12 protein-coding genes and 1 pseudogene are annotated in these 14746 nt (G+C 56.0%); 10 read left to right on the top strand and 3 right to left on the bottom strand.

All coding sequences use genetic code 11. The annotated features are described in order from the left end of the window. Positions 1–568: 568 nt before the first annotated feature. Entirely contained in the window at positions 569–1366 is a 798-nt protein-coding gene (gene xth / locus FHT86_RS28040) for an exodeoxyribonuclease III (RefSeq protein ID WP_133709942.1), read from the bottom strand. Between the two features lie 100 nt (positions 1367–1466). On the opposite strand from xth, the gene FHT86_RS28035 reads away from it, so the two are divergent. Next, positions 1467–2444, top strand: coding sequence for a L,D-transpeptidase (locus tag FHT86_RS28035; RefSeq protein ID WP_133710227.1), 978 nt, complete (start codon positions 1467–1469; stop codon positions 2442–2444). 133 nt (positions 2445–2577) lie between these two features. After that, complete coding sequence (locus tag FHT86_RS28030; protein ID WP_246779696.1) at positions 2578–4539, top strand: adenylate/guanylate cyclase domain-containing protein; 1962 nt, start codon at positions 2578–2580, stop codon at positions 4537–4539. 61 nt (positions 4540–4600) lie between these two features. On the opposite strand, the gene FHT86_RS28025 is transcribed toward FHT86_RS28030, so the two are convergent. Continuing rightward, positions 4601–4816: a hypothetical protein gene (locus FHT86_RS28025; protein ID WP_133709943.1), complete on the bottom strand. Its 216-nt coding sequence runs from the start codon at positions 4814–4816 to the stop codon at positions 4601–4603. A gap of 367 nt (positions 4817–5183) precedes the next feature. Next, entirely contained in the window at positions 5184–5414 is a 231-nt protein-coding gene (locus FHT86_RS28020) for a hypothetical protein (protein ID WP_133709944.1), read from the bottom strand. Positions 5415–5947: 533 nt separating this feature from the next. On the opposite strand from FHT86_RS28020, the gene FHT86_RS28015 reads away from it, so the two are divergent. The 8 genes and pseudogenes from FHT86_RS28015 to FHT86_RS38950 form a co-directional block, all read left to right on the top strand. Beyond that, positions 5948–6946, top strand: a complete 999-nt coding sequence (locus tag FHT86_RS28015) for an acyltransferase (RefSeq protein WP_133709945.1) — start codon at positions 5948–5950, stop codon at positions 6944–6946. A gap of 266 nt (positions 6947–7212) precedes the next feature. Continuing rightward, positions 7213–8451, top strand: a complete 1239-nt coding sequence (locus tag FHT86_RS28010; RefSeq protein ID WP_133709946.1) for a class I SAM-dependent methyltransferase — start codon at positions 7213–7215, stop codon at positions 8449–8451. Continuing rightward, positions 8451–9770 carry a DUF4910 domain-containing protein gene (locus tag FHT86_RS28005; RefSeq protein ID WP_133709947.1) on the top strand — a complete coding sequence of 440 codons (1320 nt, stop codon included), beginning with the start codon at positions 8451–8453 and terminating at the stop codon, positions 9768–9770. The genes FHT86_RS28010 and FHT86_RS28005 overlap by 1 nt, the downstream gene beginning before the upstream one ends. Before the next feature lie 777 nt (positions 9771–10547). Further along, entirely contained in the window at positions 10548–11333 is a 786-nt protein-coding gene (locus tag FHT86_RS28000) for a glycoside hydrolase family 16 protein (protein WP_133709949.1), read from the top strand. Between the two features lie 149 nt (positions 11334–11482). After that, positions 11483–12601, top strand: coding sequence for a glycosyl transferase family 1 (locus FHT86_RS27995; RefSeq protein ID WP_312862545.1), 1119 nt, complete (start codon positions 11483–11485; stop codon positions 12599–12601). Next, on the top strand, positions 12598–13578 hold the full coding sequence (locus FHT86_RS27990) for a glycosyltransferase family 2 protein (protein ID WP_166656927.1): 981 nt from the start codon (positions 12598–12600) through the stop codon (positions 13576–13578). Before FHT86_RS27995 ends, FHT86_RS27990 begins: the two co-directional genes overlap by 4 nt. Further along, on the top strand, positions 13575–14522 hold the full coding sequence (locus tag FHT86_RS27985) for a glycosyltransferase (RefSeq protein WP_133709950.1): 948 nt from the start codon (positions 13575–13577) through the stop codon (positions 14520–14522). Before FHT86_RS27990 ends, FHT86_RS27985 begins: the two co-directional genes overlap by 4 nt. Then, positions 14479–14721: pseudogene (locus FHT86_RS38950) on the top strand (hypothetical protein); the annotation flags it as partial. The gene FHT86_RS27985 and the pseudogene FHT86_RS38950, both read left to right, overlap by 44 nt. Positions 14722–14746 lie beyond the last annotated feature (25 nt).

Genomic DNA, 14746 nt, shown 5'->3' with positions numbered 1-14746 from the left:
GAGGCCAGAAGTTCCAAGCCAATGCGGCTAGGACAACAACCGCGAAGATAACCATCCAGGGCGCCCAAGGACGGCGACGTGAAGACGGCGACGTACCAAGGTCTAGGCCTGGTCTATTGAAATAACTCCTCATAGAGGTACTCCTCCGTAAGACAAACCTTTGGCTGCAACAAAGGTTCCAGTCGGGAAAGTAGCGGACAATACTTTTGGATGCGCTGGCGGAGATTCCGGTTGGCATCTAAATGTGTCACAGTAGGGCAAGGCGAAAACGGAAGATCTCGCATTTGAGGTTGAACGTCTTCACGGGTGGAGTGTACCCAACAGTCTGGGGTGAGCGATTGAGGCGGCGCGCGCCCCGTGCCGGCTCATGCTAATCCATCCTACGCCCCGATCCTCATCCAGCCCTTGCACCGAAATATCGGTCGGCACTCAGCTTCGCGATAGATGAGGTGACGGCGTTAGCATTAAAATTAGCCGGTCTTCGCGCACAACCTTCAGCAAGAAAGGGCCTACGTGGAAGCCTGCTCCAACGGTCGGGAATTTGCAGCGGGTGGTAGGTTCTGCATGCTCATCGCTCCTCTAACTCCGCTTCAGGCGCATCGATCTCGATCATGACGGGGGCGTGATCGCTCGTGTGGTCCCACGATCGCGGCCGCGTGCGGACGCTGGCAGACCGGAGCCAGGGGGCGGCGACGGCACTGAGAAGGAAATGGTCGATGCGAAGGCCGGCATCGCGCTCGAAGGAATTCCGCCAGTATTTCCAGAACGTATAGATCCGTTCGTCCGGATGAAGGTGTCGGACGGCGTCTGTCCATCCCTGCGCGACGAGATCTGCATAGGCCTTGCGGACCTCCGGGCGGAACAGCGCGTCGTCTCGCCACCGCTCCGGCGCGTAGACGTCCATGTCCGTCGGCATGACGTTGAAGTCCCCGACCAGGATCGCGGGCAGCTCCAAGTCGAGGAGTTCGGCCGCATAGTCGTGAAGGCGCCGGAACCAGCGAAGTTTGTAATCGAACTTCGGACCGGGAGCGGGATTCCCGTTTGGAAGATACAGGCATCCGATAAGCATGCCGCTCACGGCGGCCTCGATGTATCGGCTGTGGGCGTCGTCGGGATCGCCTGGAAGGCCACGACGGGTCCTAATGGGCATCACTTCCTTGGAGAGGATTGCCACGCCGTTCCAGCTCTTCTGGCCATGCCAGATGGCTCCGTAACCGGCACGTTCAAGTTCCTTTCGCGGAAACTTGTCGTCGGTCGTCTTCAATTCCTGCAGGCAGACGATATCGGGGGAGTCTTCTTTCAGCCAACGAAGAAGGACGTCGAGGCGTGCGATCACTCCGTTGATGTTGTAGGTAGCTATCTTCAATCGACTTCCCCCCGTCGGATCGGCAAACGTGGCCGTGGCGATGTTGCGGCCACAACGTTGCCCCGTGGAACAAGTTCCGATCCCGGCCATTTGGCCTTCCATGAAAATAGCTCCTCCGATCGCGATGCTGGCTTTAGTCTTATCCTTCGGCGGTGCCGCCGCGGTGGAGCTTGGGCCGGAGGTTATCAACACTGCACCCCTTGCCTCTATTGCTGCAGAGCGTCCGTCCAAGGCGGCGCCTGATCCGGACCCTGCGATCGTACGTCTCCAAGTTCTCCTTGACCGCGCCGGCTCGTCTCCTGGCGTAGTCGATGGCTATTATGGTGAGAATGTCAGCAAAGCCGTCGCGGGATTCGAGGAGATGAGCGGCCTTCCTTCTGACGGAAGGCTGGATCCTGAGGTGATCGCGCGATTGGAGACCAATGTACCCATTGTCGAGAGCTACGTGATCTCAAAAGCGGATGCCACGGGACTCGTCGATAGTATTCCGGATGACTACGGAGAAAAAGCCAAGATGGCGCGCCTCGGCTACACGAGCGTCGCAGAGAGCCTGTCCGAGCGCTTTCACATGGATATCGATCTCCTCAAGGCACTCAATCCACACTCGCAATATGCTCCTGGCGAAACGGTGTGGGTCGTGTCCCCGGGATCACCCAGGGCAGGGAAGGTCAAGGGCATCGAGGTTCGCAAGCAGACGGGACAGGTCCTGGCCTACGCGCAGGACGGGTCGTTGCTTGCGGTTTATCCCGCAACGATCGGCAGTGAAGATAACCCTGCCCCCTCGGGCACGCACAAGGTTAAAGGCGTCGCCAGAATGCCCGTTTATAGATACAACCCAAAAGTCAATTTCAAACAGGGCCACAACTCCAAGATCCTAACCATACCCAAAGGGCCGAATGGCCCGGTCGGCAGCGTCTGGATTGATCTGACCGAGCCGACCTATGGAATCCACGGGACTCCTAATCCTGAACTCATTGACAAAGTGGGCTCACACGGCTGCGTGCGCCTGACGAACTGGGATGCGGAGGAACTGGCGGGGATGGTCAAACCGGGTGTCGTCGTCAAGTTCATCGATTGAGATTCGGAGTGGTCAAATATTACCAATAACAAGTTGAAACCCAAAGAGAGACACCCGTTACGCTCGACACTGCACCGGGTCAGGGTCTAAAGTAGCGTGTACTTTTATGGGACCTCCCGAGAGGTTGCACCCGATGGGCGATGTTGCCGCTCAAGACACAGGCTCGCAGATGCCGAAAACGTCGACGGGAAAAGCGCGCCACCGCGTCAGGATCGGATTTCAGCTCTCAATCACAGCGCTTTTTGTTGCGGTCGTCCTTTGTGTCGGCCTAGCGCTTGTCTATCTGAGCTTCGACCGGGCGAAGGCGATTACCCGTACCGCCGCCATGACCTTCATAGACCGGGTTGCAGAACATACGGCGGAGCGGGTGGACGGGCAATTCAAGGAGGTCCAGAGCGCCCTGGCGGTGCTGAAGCAACTCCCGTCCGTCGAAAGCGCAGCGATCTCGGACAATCAGTCCCTCTATGCAATCCTGGCAGTGCTTCTTCGCCAACACGAACAGCTCTACAATGTTTACGTCGGGTACGACGACGGAGCTTTTATCGAGCTTGACGCCCTTGACCGAGCCGGTCCTGCCGTCCGGGCGCAAGTTAAGGCGCCCGCGACTGCAGCATTCCGGCTGACCGTGATTGACCGACCGCCTGGATCGTCTACACGGACGCGGACCACCTATTTTCTCTCCGACGACCTCAAGACGCTCACCCAGGCACAGCGCGAGGCGGACTACGATCCTCGGAACAGGCCCTGGTATCTCGGCGCCTTCGAGCCCGGCGCCGGCGCGATTACTGCCCCTTACGTCTTCAAGGGTGTCAACCTGACCGGGTACACCGTGCGGACGCCCTTCACGGCGCCGCGGCGTGGTATAGTCGCCGGCGACATACTGCTCGCCGACGTTGACGCTTTCCTGCGCGCCCAGAAGCTCGGGCAGTCGGGTGTCGTCTTCCTGTTCGACGACAGCGGGCGGTTGATCGCCCATCCTCGGATGACCGAGTTCTTGAAAGCGCGGTCCTCGGACGGCACTACAGACCTGCCGCGACTTGATCGAGTTGAGGCCATCGATATCAGCGTTCCATTGATGGCATGGAGGCAGAGCGGCGATGCCCAGCAGTTTTTTGAGGGCAGGGACGGCCGGACCTACGTTGCGGCGTTCCGCTCGATTGAGACAGCCGGTTCGGCGAATCTGCGTCTGGCTGTCGTGGCGCCGCTTGATGAGTTCTTTTCGGAGGTAGAGGCGGGAAGGCGCAGGCTGCTCTTGCTCGCGCTCGCCTTCGTTCTAGCCTCGTTGCCCATCGTCTGGTGGATCGGCTCGCTGCTATCCCGCTCCATGAATGCTCTGGCCGTGGAAACCGAGCAGATCCAGCGTTTTGATGTACAGGGAGAGGGCAAGCGGGTACGCTCCATGATCCGTGAGATCGACGATCTGGGCCAATCCGTTTCGACCATGCGCACGGTTGTCCAAACCTTTTCAAGTTTCGTCCCGAAGCGCCTCGTACAGCAGCTTGTCGAGAGCGGGACAGCGTTGCGGCTGGGTGGCTCCCGCCGCGAGGTCACGATCCTGTTCACGGACATCACGGGGTTCACCAACATCTCGGAGCACGCAGATCCCGAGAAGCTTATGCTCTACACGTCCCGTTACCTTGCAGCGCTAACGGAGGTGATCATGACGAACAATGGCACGGTTGATAAGTTTGTCGGCGATGCGGTGATGGCGATTTGGAATGCCCCGGCAGAGGATCCGGATCATGTCGCGCATGCCTGTTCAGCGGTGCTCGCATGTCGTGATGCGAGCAATATGCTTATTCAGGAGTTCGAACGGGAGGGCTGGGCGGCCTACAGGACGCGGTTCGGTCTCCATACGGGCGAGGCAGTCGTCGGCAACGTCGGCTCGTCGGATCGAATGAGCTATACGGTCTTCGGCGCAACCGTGAACCTGGCGGCCCGGCTGGAGGCGCTCAACAAGGACTACGGCACCGAGATCCTCGTCAGCGAGGCCGTCCGGGAACGCGTGGCGGATCGGTTTACCTTTAATCCAGTTGATATCGTGAGGCCGAAGGGTTTCGAGGCCGCGGTGCAAGTCTACGAATTGGTAGCATGATCAAAATGAGGGGAGGCCCCAAAAGCCTCTCCTTCGAACTCCCCTATATCCGGACCCACTTTTACACTCCCAAGATCGCATCAATCTGGGCAATCAGAGCAGCATAGGTTTCGATGTGTCGATGGTATTCCGCTTTGATCTCTTCGGTGATCTCCGCAAGCGGCCCTTCGCCTTCCTGGCGAAAGTGGCGGACGTCTTTATCCTCTATCGACCGAAGCTGTTTTTCATGCTCGGCGATTCTTTGCTCATAGCTTTTTCTAACCTCACGCAAATCCATGGCACCCTCCATAGCTCGGCTCAGCCTAGCCAACTGCATCCGCCGGATCATTCAAGATATACCCATCGCTCCAATCACGGCAGAGCTTCCGTACTGCTATTTCGTCCCATCAGGGGAAGAGAAGAGCGAATTGAGTTTCGGCACCTTGACGCTCGTGCGATCGACGTGCCGGGTGGCTATGTGGTGGGCATCGGCATGCCAGCCGGTCAGCCGCCGTGTCTCTTCATCGACGGCAAAATTGTCGGCTTTTCGTGAGATCGATCTGACCGACCTCAGAGGTTCGAGCTGCCTTTGACGGCCTCATTCCGAGCCTTCGGCCGGTGCTCGCGCCGTGTATGTTTGCGGTAGGTGGGTTTAGAGAGAATATTCAGAACATCCCGGAAGTGATGAGCGGTGTTTTTTTGTCCTGCGCGGCAATTGCCCTGGCATGATAAAGAGCCGCATGTCGATCCTCTGGCAGGCGATGGTAAACGATCGCGAGGGCGGACGCGGTGATGCCGAAACGATGGCACATCGGGCAGACGATCTCAATGTGGTCGCTTGCACGCGGTAGCTTTTCTTCGGCTTCGGCTTCACAGATGGGACAGTTGACGCTCATCAGCTAGATCCTTTGCTCTGGTGCAGCAAGGCGGGTCAACCTTCTGGTAGACCGGTGTTTTTGCGGACGAAATCCGCGATGTTTCGCTCCTGCACCTCGTCGCAGATATTATCACTCCCTTTCTGGCCCCAAAACCGCGCTGCTCGACGAAGCGAGCGTTATTGGATCATCATATTGGAGTAGAAGGGTTAGCCTCGCATAGCCTATAGGCCAGCTTGTACGGTCGAATCGAACGGCGTAGCATGCGAAAATAAAATCGCACTGTTAGCAGCGACTTACGAAGCACCGGTCGCCGGACGGTTGGACCGCGGGCTTTAGTGCATCGTGATTGGGTAGCTGATCGCGTCTTCGTCTCTCGATTTTATTGGCGTCTATAGAGATGCCAAAGCGGCTCCTCTTGCTACTGCATGATCTTCGCCACGTTTGGCGGAATCCAATCGAATGTCAGCTATTGTAGAAACATTCATTTGAGGCGAGACGGGAGCGTCGTTTCCGATCTCCCCTGGACGAGCCGAAGAGGATTCTCAGGCGATATGTTGGAAAGCCATAGCCAGGTCAGGAGTATTCAGTATCTGCGAGCCTTGGCGGCGATTTCCGTCGTTTTCTTTCATGTCAGTGAGACATACGATCTGGGATTCAAGATTGGAGCTTCCGGTGTCGATATATTCTTCGTGATCAGCGGCTTCATCATGTGGGTTACCACACAAGGAAAATTGGTGAGCCCGCAGGAGTTCATGTCGCGAAGAATATCGAGAATAGTGCCAGTTTACTGGATCGCTACGATCGTGACGGTTGTTGTGATTACAGTGAAGCCACTGTTCTTTTTCGACGTTGATCCAAGTGCTGAGAATCTGATCGGCTCTCTCTTTTTCCTGCCTCTTATCAAGGATGAAGCGTTGCATCCCGTTGTCGTGCAGGGTTGGACGTTGTCGTACGAGATGTTCTTTTATCTTATTTTCTCCATTTCATTGCTCCTTTCAGAGTTCAATCGGTTTTGCTTTTTGGTAATCGCTCTAGTTCTTTTGGTTGCTTTGCATTCCCAGATGCCTTTCAGCTACGCGCGTGCCTTTACCGAGCCGGTCATTCTCGAGTTCGCGGCGGGCGTCATCATCGGACGCCTGTGGACACAGAATTTTAGAATTCCTTTTCATATCGCCATGGCTTTGATGACAGGCGGAGTTGTCTTGCTGCTGACGAGCGCTTTGCTGCCCGACGTCGATCGCGTCGTGCGCTGGGGCGTGCCGGCAACTCTTCTGGTTCTGGGTGTTGCTTTCGCCGAACGAGAGCGAGGCTCGCCGGAGCTGGCGGTCGTGCACTTCTTGGGGGATGCCTCTTATTCAATTTATATCTGGCATGTGCTCACCGGCGTCGTGGTGACGGCGATTCTGTTGCGCGTTGGGACACCACATGCCGCGCTTCCCTTGCTCGTCGTGGCAGGCTCGCTCGGGCTTACCCTGATTTGCTACGTCCTCATTGAACGCCCGATGCTTCGGCTGACGCGTCGGTCTCGAACGAAGACCGTGCCGGAATAGCAAGCGACGGAACTATGCGCAGTCTGGCCTGCCACGAGCGAAGAAGGATCGACAGCAAGTCAGGCGGTTTTGTCAAATCCGAAACCGATTTCTATGGCGTTTACAATTGGTTTAAGGGCGAACGCGTCCATGATCCGTCGACGGACTTTGCGTATATTCTAATAAGCTTTATGGTCATGTTGAAGGCCATACGGTTATCTCGGATATTCTTCGCAGCTTGCGGTACGCGGCTATTTGTAAAATCTGATGCGTGGAGGTCTCAGCATATGGTTGCATTGAACTGCCGATTTTGTGCGAGCAAGTTAACTGAAACTGTCGTTGATTTGGGGGCGTCTCCTCTCGCAAATTCCTACGTTTCTCCCGAACGAATTATGGATCTGGAGCCGTTTTTCTCCCTGCATGCCTTTGTTTGCAGCAGTTGTTTTCTCGTTCAGGTTCCGACGATGACGGCGAGAGAAAACATTTTCGATGAGGACTACGCCTATTTCTCGTCCTATTCATCCTCCGTCCTGGCGCACGCTAAGAACTACGTCGACAAGATGGTCGAACGATTTAAGTTTGACGCCCGAAGTCAAATCGTCGAAATCGCCAGCAACGACGGCTATCTCCTTAAAAACTTCAAGCAGCGCGGCGTCCCCGTTTTAGGGATCGAACCCTCCAGAAGTGTTGCAGATGCCGCGCTAGAAGCTGGGATTCCAACTCGTGTTCAGTTCTTCGGCGCTGAAACGGCAAAATCACTTCGTGATGAGGGTTTGTTGGCCGATCTTATCATCGGCAACAACGTTCTGGCGCATGTGCCTGATATAAACGATTTCGTGGCGGGCATGAAAATCGCCCTGTCCGAAACCGGCATCATAACGATGGAATTTCCGCACTTAATGCAAATGCTGGAGAACATCTATTACGACACGATCTACCACGAGCACTATTCCTATCTTTCGCTCTTTAGCGTCGAGAAGATCTTTGCCCGCCATGGGCTGACGATCTTCGATGTCGAGGAGATTGCTCCTCAGGGAGGGTCTCTCCGCATCTACGCCTGCCACGCGCAGGACGAGACGCATTCTTTGGAGGTACGCGTCAAGGCGCTGCGCGATCGCGAGCTTGAAGGTGGGGTGAATTCATTGGCGCGGTACCATGATTTTGCCGAGAGAGTACACCGCAGCAAACGTCAGCTTCTGCGGTTCTTGAGCGATGCGAAGGAAAATCGGAAGAGCGTGGTTGGTTATGGCGCTCCCGCCAAAGGCAACACGCTTTTGAATTTTTGCGGCATCAAGACTGATCTTCTGGACTATACGGTCGATATCAGCCCGCACAAGCAGGGTCGTCTGCTGCCGGGCACGCGCATACCCATCCACGCACCCGATAAAATCGAAGAGACAAAGCCGGACTACGTCCTTATTCTGCCCTGGAACATCAAATCCGAAATCATGGAGCAGATGTCGGTCATAAGACAGTGGGGAGGTCAGTTCGTCGTGCCGTTGCCGGATGTGGAGGTGCTCAGCTGATGTCGTCAGCGATATCAACCCGCACCACCGAAAGCGGCGCGACGATGTACGGTCTGATCGAACGGCTGTACCCGATATGCCGGAGTATCACCGGAGCCGGCGTGGCGGAAACACTGGACATCATAAGTCAACAAATTCCGCTTGAGATTCATGAGATTGCAAGTGGCACCGCCGTTTTCGACTGGACTGTGCCGAAGCAATGGACGATCCGGGACGCCTTTGTAAAAAACAGCCGCGGAGAGCGAGTGATCGACTTTCATGCGCACAATTTGCACGTGGTGAGTTACAGTTGCCCGATCAACACGTGCTTGCGGCTTGCCGAGTTGCGGCCACACCTCTATTCGGATCCCGAGCATCCGGATTGGATTCCCTATCGTACAAGCTATTACCGCGAGGATTGGGGCTTTTGCCTGGCACATTCCGCACTAGAAGCGTTGCCGGACGACGACTACACGGTGTGTATCGATTCGACGCTCGCAGATGGCAAACTGATCTGGGGAGAATGCTTTATTCCCGGCGCGACATCCGACGAGATCGTCATTTCGACGCATATCTGCCACCCATCCCTTGCCAATGACAACCTCTCGGGCATCGCGGTTTCAGTCGAGCTGGCAAAAAGCCTGCTTGCCGCCACCGGTTCACATTACTCCATCCGCATTCTGTTCATTCCCGGAACGATAGGGTCGATTGTCTGGCTGGCCACGAATGTGGAACGTCTGCAAACGATACGCCACGGCCTCATTGCGGTAAATCTCGGCGACCCCGGCCACCTTCACTACAAGCGCAGTCGTCGCGGACGCGCCGAGATCGATCGTGTGGTGGAATATGTCCTACACAGGCGAAAGGACGATTTTACAGTGGTCGATTTTTCTCCCTACGGCTATGATGAACGACAATTCTGCTCGCCGGGTATCAACTTGCCGTTCGGTTGCCTGTCCCGTACGCCCTACGGCCAGTTTCCAGAATACCATACGTCCGCGGACAATATGGATCTCGTAAAGCTGGAGGCTTTGGAGCATTCTCTTGGTGCTTATATCGAGATCATCCGGGTTCTCAATCGCAATGGCCGATTTCAAAATCTTCAGCCGATGTGCGAGCCACAGCTTGGAAAGCGTGGTCTTTATGCATCGATAGGCGGGCGTTCCGATGCGAAGGAACGGCAGATGGCGATGCTTTGGGTGTTGAATTTCTCGGATGGTGACCACTCGCTTCTCGACATCGCCGAACGCGCCGGGATTGACTTCGACGTCATAGCCGATGCGGCCGACATTCTCACGCAGCATGCCCTGCTGGCGCGCTGCAAAGGAACGAACCCGTGACCTCCCTACCGGCGTGACCTTTGCCGGCCGTGTCGCGGTAGTGACCGGCGCCAGCAGCGGTGTTGGTAAGGCCATTGCCATGGCGCATATTGCGGCAGGCGTCAGCGTTGACGCGCTCAGTCGGCGTCCCCTTGCGAGAGAGCGGAGGGCAAAAGAAGGACGGCACCTTTGTTCATGTTTTCTTGATAAAATCGACGGCGCCTTCCCTCAACGTTTGCAACGCACCATCACCCGCGCCCACGTCCGCGATTCCCATTGCGAGCGAGCTCCTGTCGCGCGCGGCTGATCAGTTTCGTTGGAAGTATTTTTCACCCAAAATAGCTAATTATCCATAATTAAAAAGTATTAAACTGCCTACCCGCTATTGAATATTGCGCTATACAGTAAACTAAACTACCTTGTTTTATCGATACTTGGATAGCCAAGTGCGAGAGCGCGGGTAGTGCTGTGAATGAATAAGCCATTGTTTAATTGGCGAAATTTCACAATGCGGCAATTGAGAATAATATGATAGTCTTTGCGGATTTCTATTTGCAAAGGCTATTATTTCTACCCGTTTCGGTTGGGCAGGTTCCTGTTCCCTCAGGACGTGGTCGCATATCGCAGCGTTCTCATGCGCCCGCTTTGGGTCTTCTTCTGCTTTGAACGCTCTGGTGGTCCGAGAAACGATCATCGTGACGCTTTTTAGCAGTTTGACGTTTTCCGGAGGGGTGTGTCCGAAGCACAAGACTCTTCTCTTCCGCGGCGAATTGAGCGCAACGAACAAAAGGGGGCTAAATGCTTAGAAACGCCTTGATCGCTTCCGGTTGCGTCGTGATGGTTGCGACAGCGGCTTCAGCGCAAGACCCGCAAAGCGGGGCATCATTTCGAGATGATTTCAAGAGCATCAACCCGGCGTTTTGGTACATATCCGACGGCTGGAATAATGGCAGTCATCAAAATTGTACGTGGTCACGCAACGAGGTTCGCATCGATGGGGATAACCTTGCCCTAACCCTCACCAAGGGCAAATCCCAGGATCGAGACTATCTCTGCGGCGAAATTCAGACGACCCGCCGCTACGGCTACGGCACATACGAAGCTCGCCTCAAGGTGGCGAATGGCTCGGGTCTCAATTCCGCGTTCTTCACCTATGTTGGTCCGCCCGCTCAGCAAATTCACGATGAGATCGATTTCGAGATCCTCGGCAAAAATACGAGCGCGGTACAACTCAATCAGTTTGTGAACGGCAAAGGAGGAAATGAAAAATTCATCGATATCGGCAATCCGGCTGACCAAAACTTCAACACCTACGCCTTCGTCTGGCAACCCGGGCGTTTGCGTTACTTTCTGAATGGTCATCTGGTTCGCGACGTTACAGATGGATCGAAGGTGCCGACCAGTCCTCAGAAGATACTCTTCAGTCTCTGGGGAACGGACACGCTGACCGACTGGATGGGCAAATTTACCTATTCTCGACCCGTCACACTTGAAGTCGATTGGGTGGCTTTCACCGCCGCCGGCGACAAATGCCAGTTCCCGCAATCGATTGTCTGCACTCTGGAACAGCTTGGGAAACGGTAGAGTCGACGGTTTATCATTCTGGAAGCCCCTGCCGGTCAGCCGGCCTATGCGAAGAAGATCCGATGCCTCATGTCCTTTATCTCGTTCACGACCTCAACGATCCGGCAGTTCGCCGCCGGGTGATCATGCTGGCGGCCGGAGGGGCAACCGTGACGCTCGCCGGATTCCACAGAGACGCACGTGGCGCAGTGGCAATCGAGGGTATCACGCCGATCGACCTCGGTCAGACCATCGACGGGAAATTTGTCCAGCGCACCTATGCGGTCGCGCGCGCCATCTTGGCGCTGCAACGCCTCTTCAAACGCATTACGAAGCCTGATGTCATCATCGGCCGCAACCTCGAGATGCTGGCGATCGCGCATCGGGCAAATGCTATTTTCGGCGGCGCGGTGCCGATCGTCTACGAATGCCTCGATATTCATCGCCTGCTTCTGCGCGATGACTTGGTCGGTGCGATTATCCGCCGAGGTGAGGGGTATTTAGGCCGAGGAGCCCAGCTGGTCGTGACCAGCTCGCCGGCTTTTATCGATCACTATTTTCGGCCGATGTCAGAGCTTCATGGGCCGTTTATGCTCATTGAAAATAAAGTGATTGCATTCGACGACCCGGCTCAGCCAACCGATGTGTCCGGGCCGCCCAATGGAACGCCCTGGAAGATTGGCTGGTTCGGTGCATTGCGGTGCCGACGGTCGCTGCAATTGCTCGCCGACTTTTCCCGCGCTCTGGACGGCAGGTTCGAAATCGTGCTCCGCGGCCGACCGGCCTATGCGGCGTTTGACGATTTTGATGCCGTCGTTGCGAAAGAACCTTATCTCTCATTTCTTGGTCCCTATAAGAATCCGGAGGAACTCTGTGCGATCTATGGCGCTGTGCACTTTGCCTGGGCGATCGACTTCTTCGAAGAAGGCTTGAATTCAAACTGGCTCCTGCCCAACCGCCTTTATGAAGGATGCCTTCATGGAGCGGTGCCGATTGCGTTTGAGGGAACGGAAACAGCCCGATTTCTTGCGCGCGAGGCCATCGGTCTTTGCCTTCAAGAGGCGACACCTGAGGGGCTGGCTGCACTTTTGTCCCGAATGGATAGCGTGACGTTTCGGCGATTGCGCACGGCTGTGAAGAGCAAAGATCAAAATCGCTGGACCGCAGGCCGAAGGGACTGCGTGGCATTTGTTCGTAAGCTCATGGAGATCAGCGCAGTTCAGCCGCCGCAATTGCGATTGCAGTGCTTTGTTTCCGCGAATGTCAGCTCAAATGGTGAACGGATATGAACCGACGTGGCTTCATTGTCATTCCATGTCTGAACGAGGTGGAGCACATCGAAGCGCTGCTGATTGACTTGCGCCACGCGCTTGATGAGCAGGTTTCCTGCATTGTCGTGGTCGATGGCGGTAGCAGCGACGGTACTGTCGATGTTGTCGCCCGGCTGAGACAAGACGAGCCGCGCATCATACTCTTGGACAACCCGGCAAGATTGCAAAGCGCCGGCGTCAACCTCGCCGTCAAAAGCCTTGGCAGCGGGTTCGACTATTTCATCCGCATTGACGCACACGGCCGATATCCCTCCGATTACTGCAAACGCCTGATGGAGGAGGCCGAGGTGACAGGCGCTGATTCCGTGGTTGTCGCCATGGATACCGTCGGATTTGGCCTCATTCAAAGGGCTACCGCTTGCGCGCAGAACTCAAGGCTCGGCAATGGCGGCTCTAAGCATCGGGGAAATGCGCATGGTCATTGGACCCGTCACGGTCATCATGCGCTGATGCGGATAGCGTCGTTTGAAGCCGTCGGCGGCTATGATGAAACATTCAGTCACAATGAAGATGCAGAACTGGACTATCGCCTGCGAAAGGCGGGTTTCCGGATCTGGATGACCGATAAGACACGTATGATCTATTATCCGCGTGCAAGTGTCGGAAGCCTGTTCCTTCAGTATCTCGGTTATGGTCGCGGCCGCGCGAAGAACATATTAAAGCACGGACATTTGCCAAGTCCGCGGCAGATGCTGCCCCTCATCGTACTTCCCATAGTCATGGGTGCTTTTTTGGCCGAGCTGCACTGGATAGCCGCCGTGCCGTTTGTTCTCTGGGCTCTCGTCTGCGTCTGCTATGGCTTCTGGATGGCGGTCAGGCGAGGCAATCCCTCTGGTCCGCTTGCCGGGTTGGCGGCCATGGTGATGCATTTCGCCTGGTCCACCGGTTTCTGGATGGAACTGCTCGCGTCTTTCAAAAATCGGCGGTCGCCATGACAAAGACCGCCGCCCTGCAGATCGATATTGGCATTTGTACCTATCGCCGTCCGGCCCTCAAGGCCGCGCTGCTGTCGATCGCAGCGCTTGCCGTGCCGGCAGGAGCACGGATACGCGTCATCGTCGCCGATAATGACAGCGTTCCGAGTGCAAAGGCGCTGGTGGAAAGTGCGCGCGCAATGATCCCGCACGATGTCATCTACGTGCATTGCCCTGCCTCCAACATATCGATTGCCCGCAATGCGTGTCTCGACCATGCCACCGGCGATTTTCTAGCATTCATAGATGACGACGAACACCCGACCGAGAACTGGCTTGTCGAGCTTGTCGCCGCAATATCGCATACGGAGGCCGATGTTGTGCTCGGCCCATCCATCAGCGTCTACTCCGAGCGGGCGCCATCCTGGATGCGGGACGGCGATTTCCATTCGACCCTGCCCGTCTGGGTGAAGGGAGAGATTCGTACTGGCCATACATGTAATGCGCTTCTGCGTCTGTCATCGCCCTATGTCAAAAACCGCCGTTTCAATCTCGCGCTTGGGCGCTGTGGTGGCGAGGACACGGAGTTCTTCCATCGCTTGTATCAGGCCGGCGGCTGCATTGCGTTTTCTTCCGCCGCGATTGTTTTTGATCCGGTTCCAGACAATCGCACCAGCCTATCATGGCTTGCAAAGAGAAAATTTCGCGGCGGACAGACCCATGGTCGACTGCTGCGCCAACGCTCCCAGGCACTGTCCTACATGGGGGAAGTCGTTGTGGCGCTGGCTAAATTCAGCTTCTGCGCCGCAGCATCCGCTGTCAGCATTTTATCGCCCGTTCCACGTTACCGATATGCGCTGCGCGCCATCCTGCATCTAGGCGTCGTCAGCGCCTTGGTGGGCATGAGAGAAATCGAACAATATGGAGAGGCGCATTCGCCAGGGAGGTCATCCCATGGCACCTGATGTGTCCCTTCTTATTGCTGCCGACAAAGCCGAACAGACGATCGGTCATGGCGTGGAAAGCGCGGTGTCGCAGATAGGCATGTCGGCGGAGGTCCTCGTCGTCGTCGACTGCTCCAGTGATCGGAGGACGATTGCCGCCGCGATTGCATGTGCCGAAGGGTCTGTTTCCGCAGTGAGGCTACACGGCAATCATGGTCCGGGCGGGCTCAGAAACGCTGAGCCAA

It is taken from the genome of Rhizobium sp. BK313 (assembly GCF_014193655.1).
GTDB lineage: Bacteria > Pseudomonadota > Alphaproteobacteria > Rhizobiales > Rhizobiaceae > Rhizobium.
Note: the sequence above shows the minus strand (reverse complement) of the source record. Positions and strands in the feature narration are given on the sequence as shown.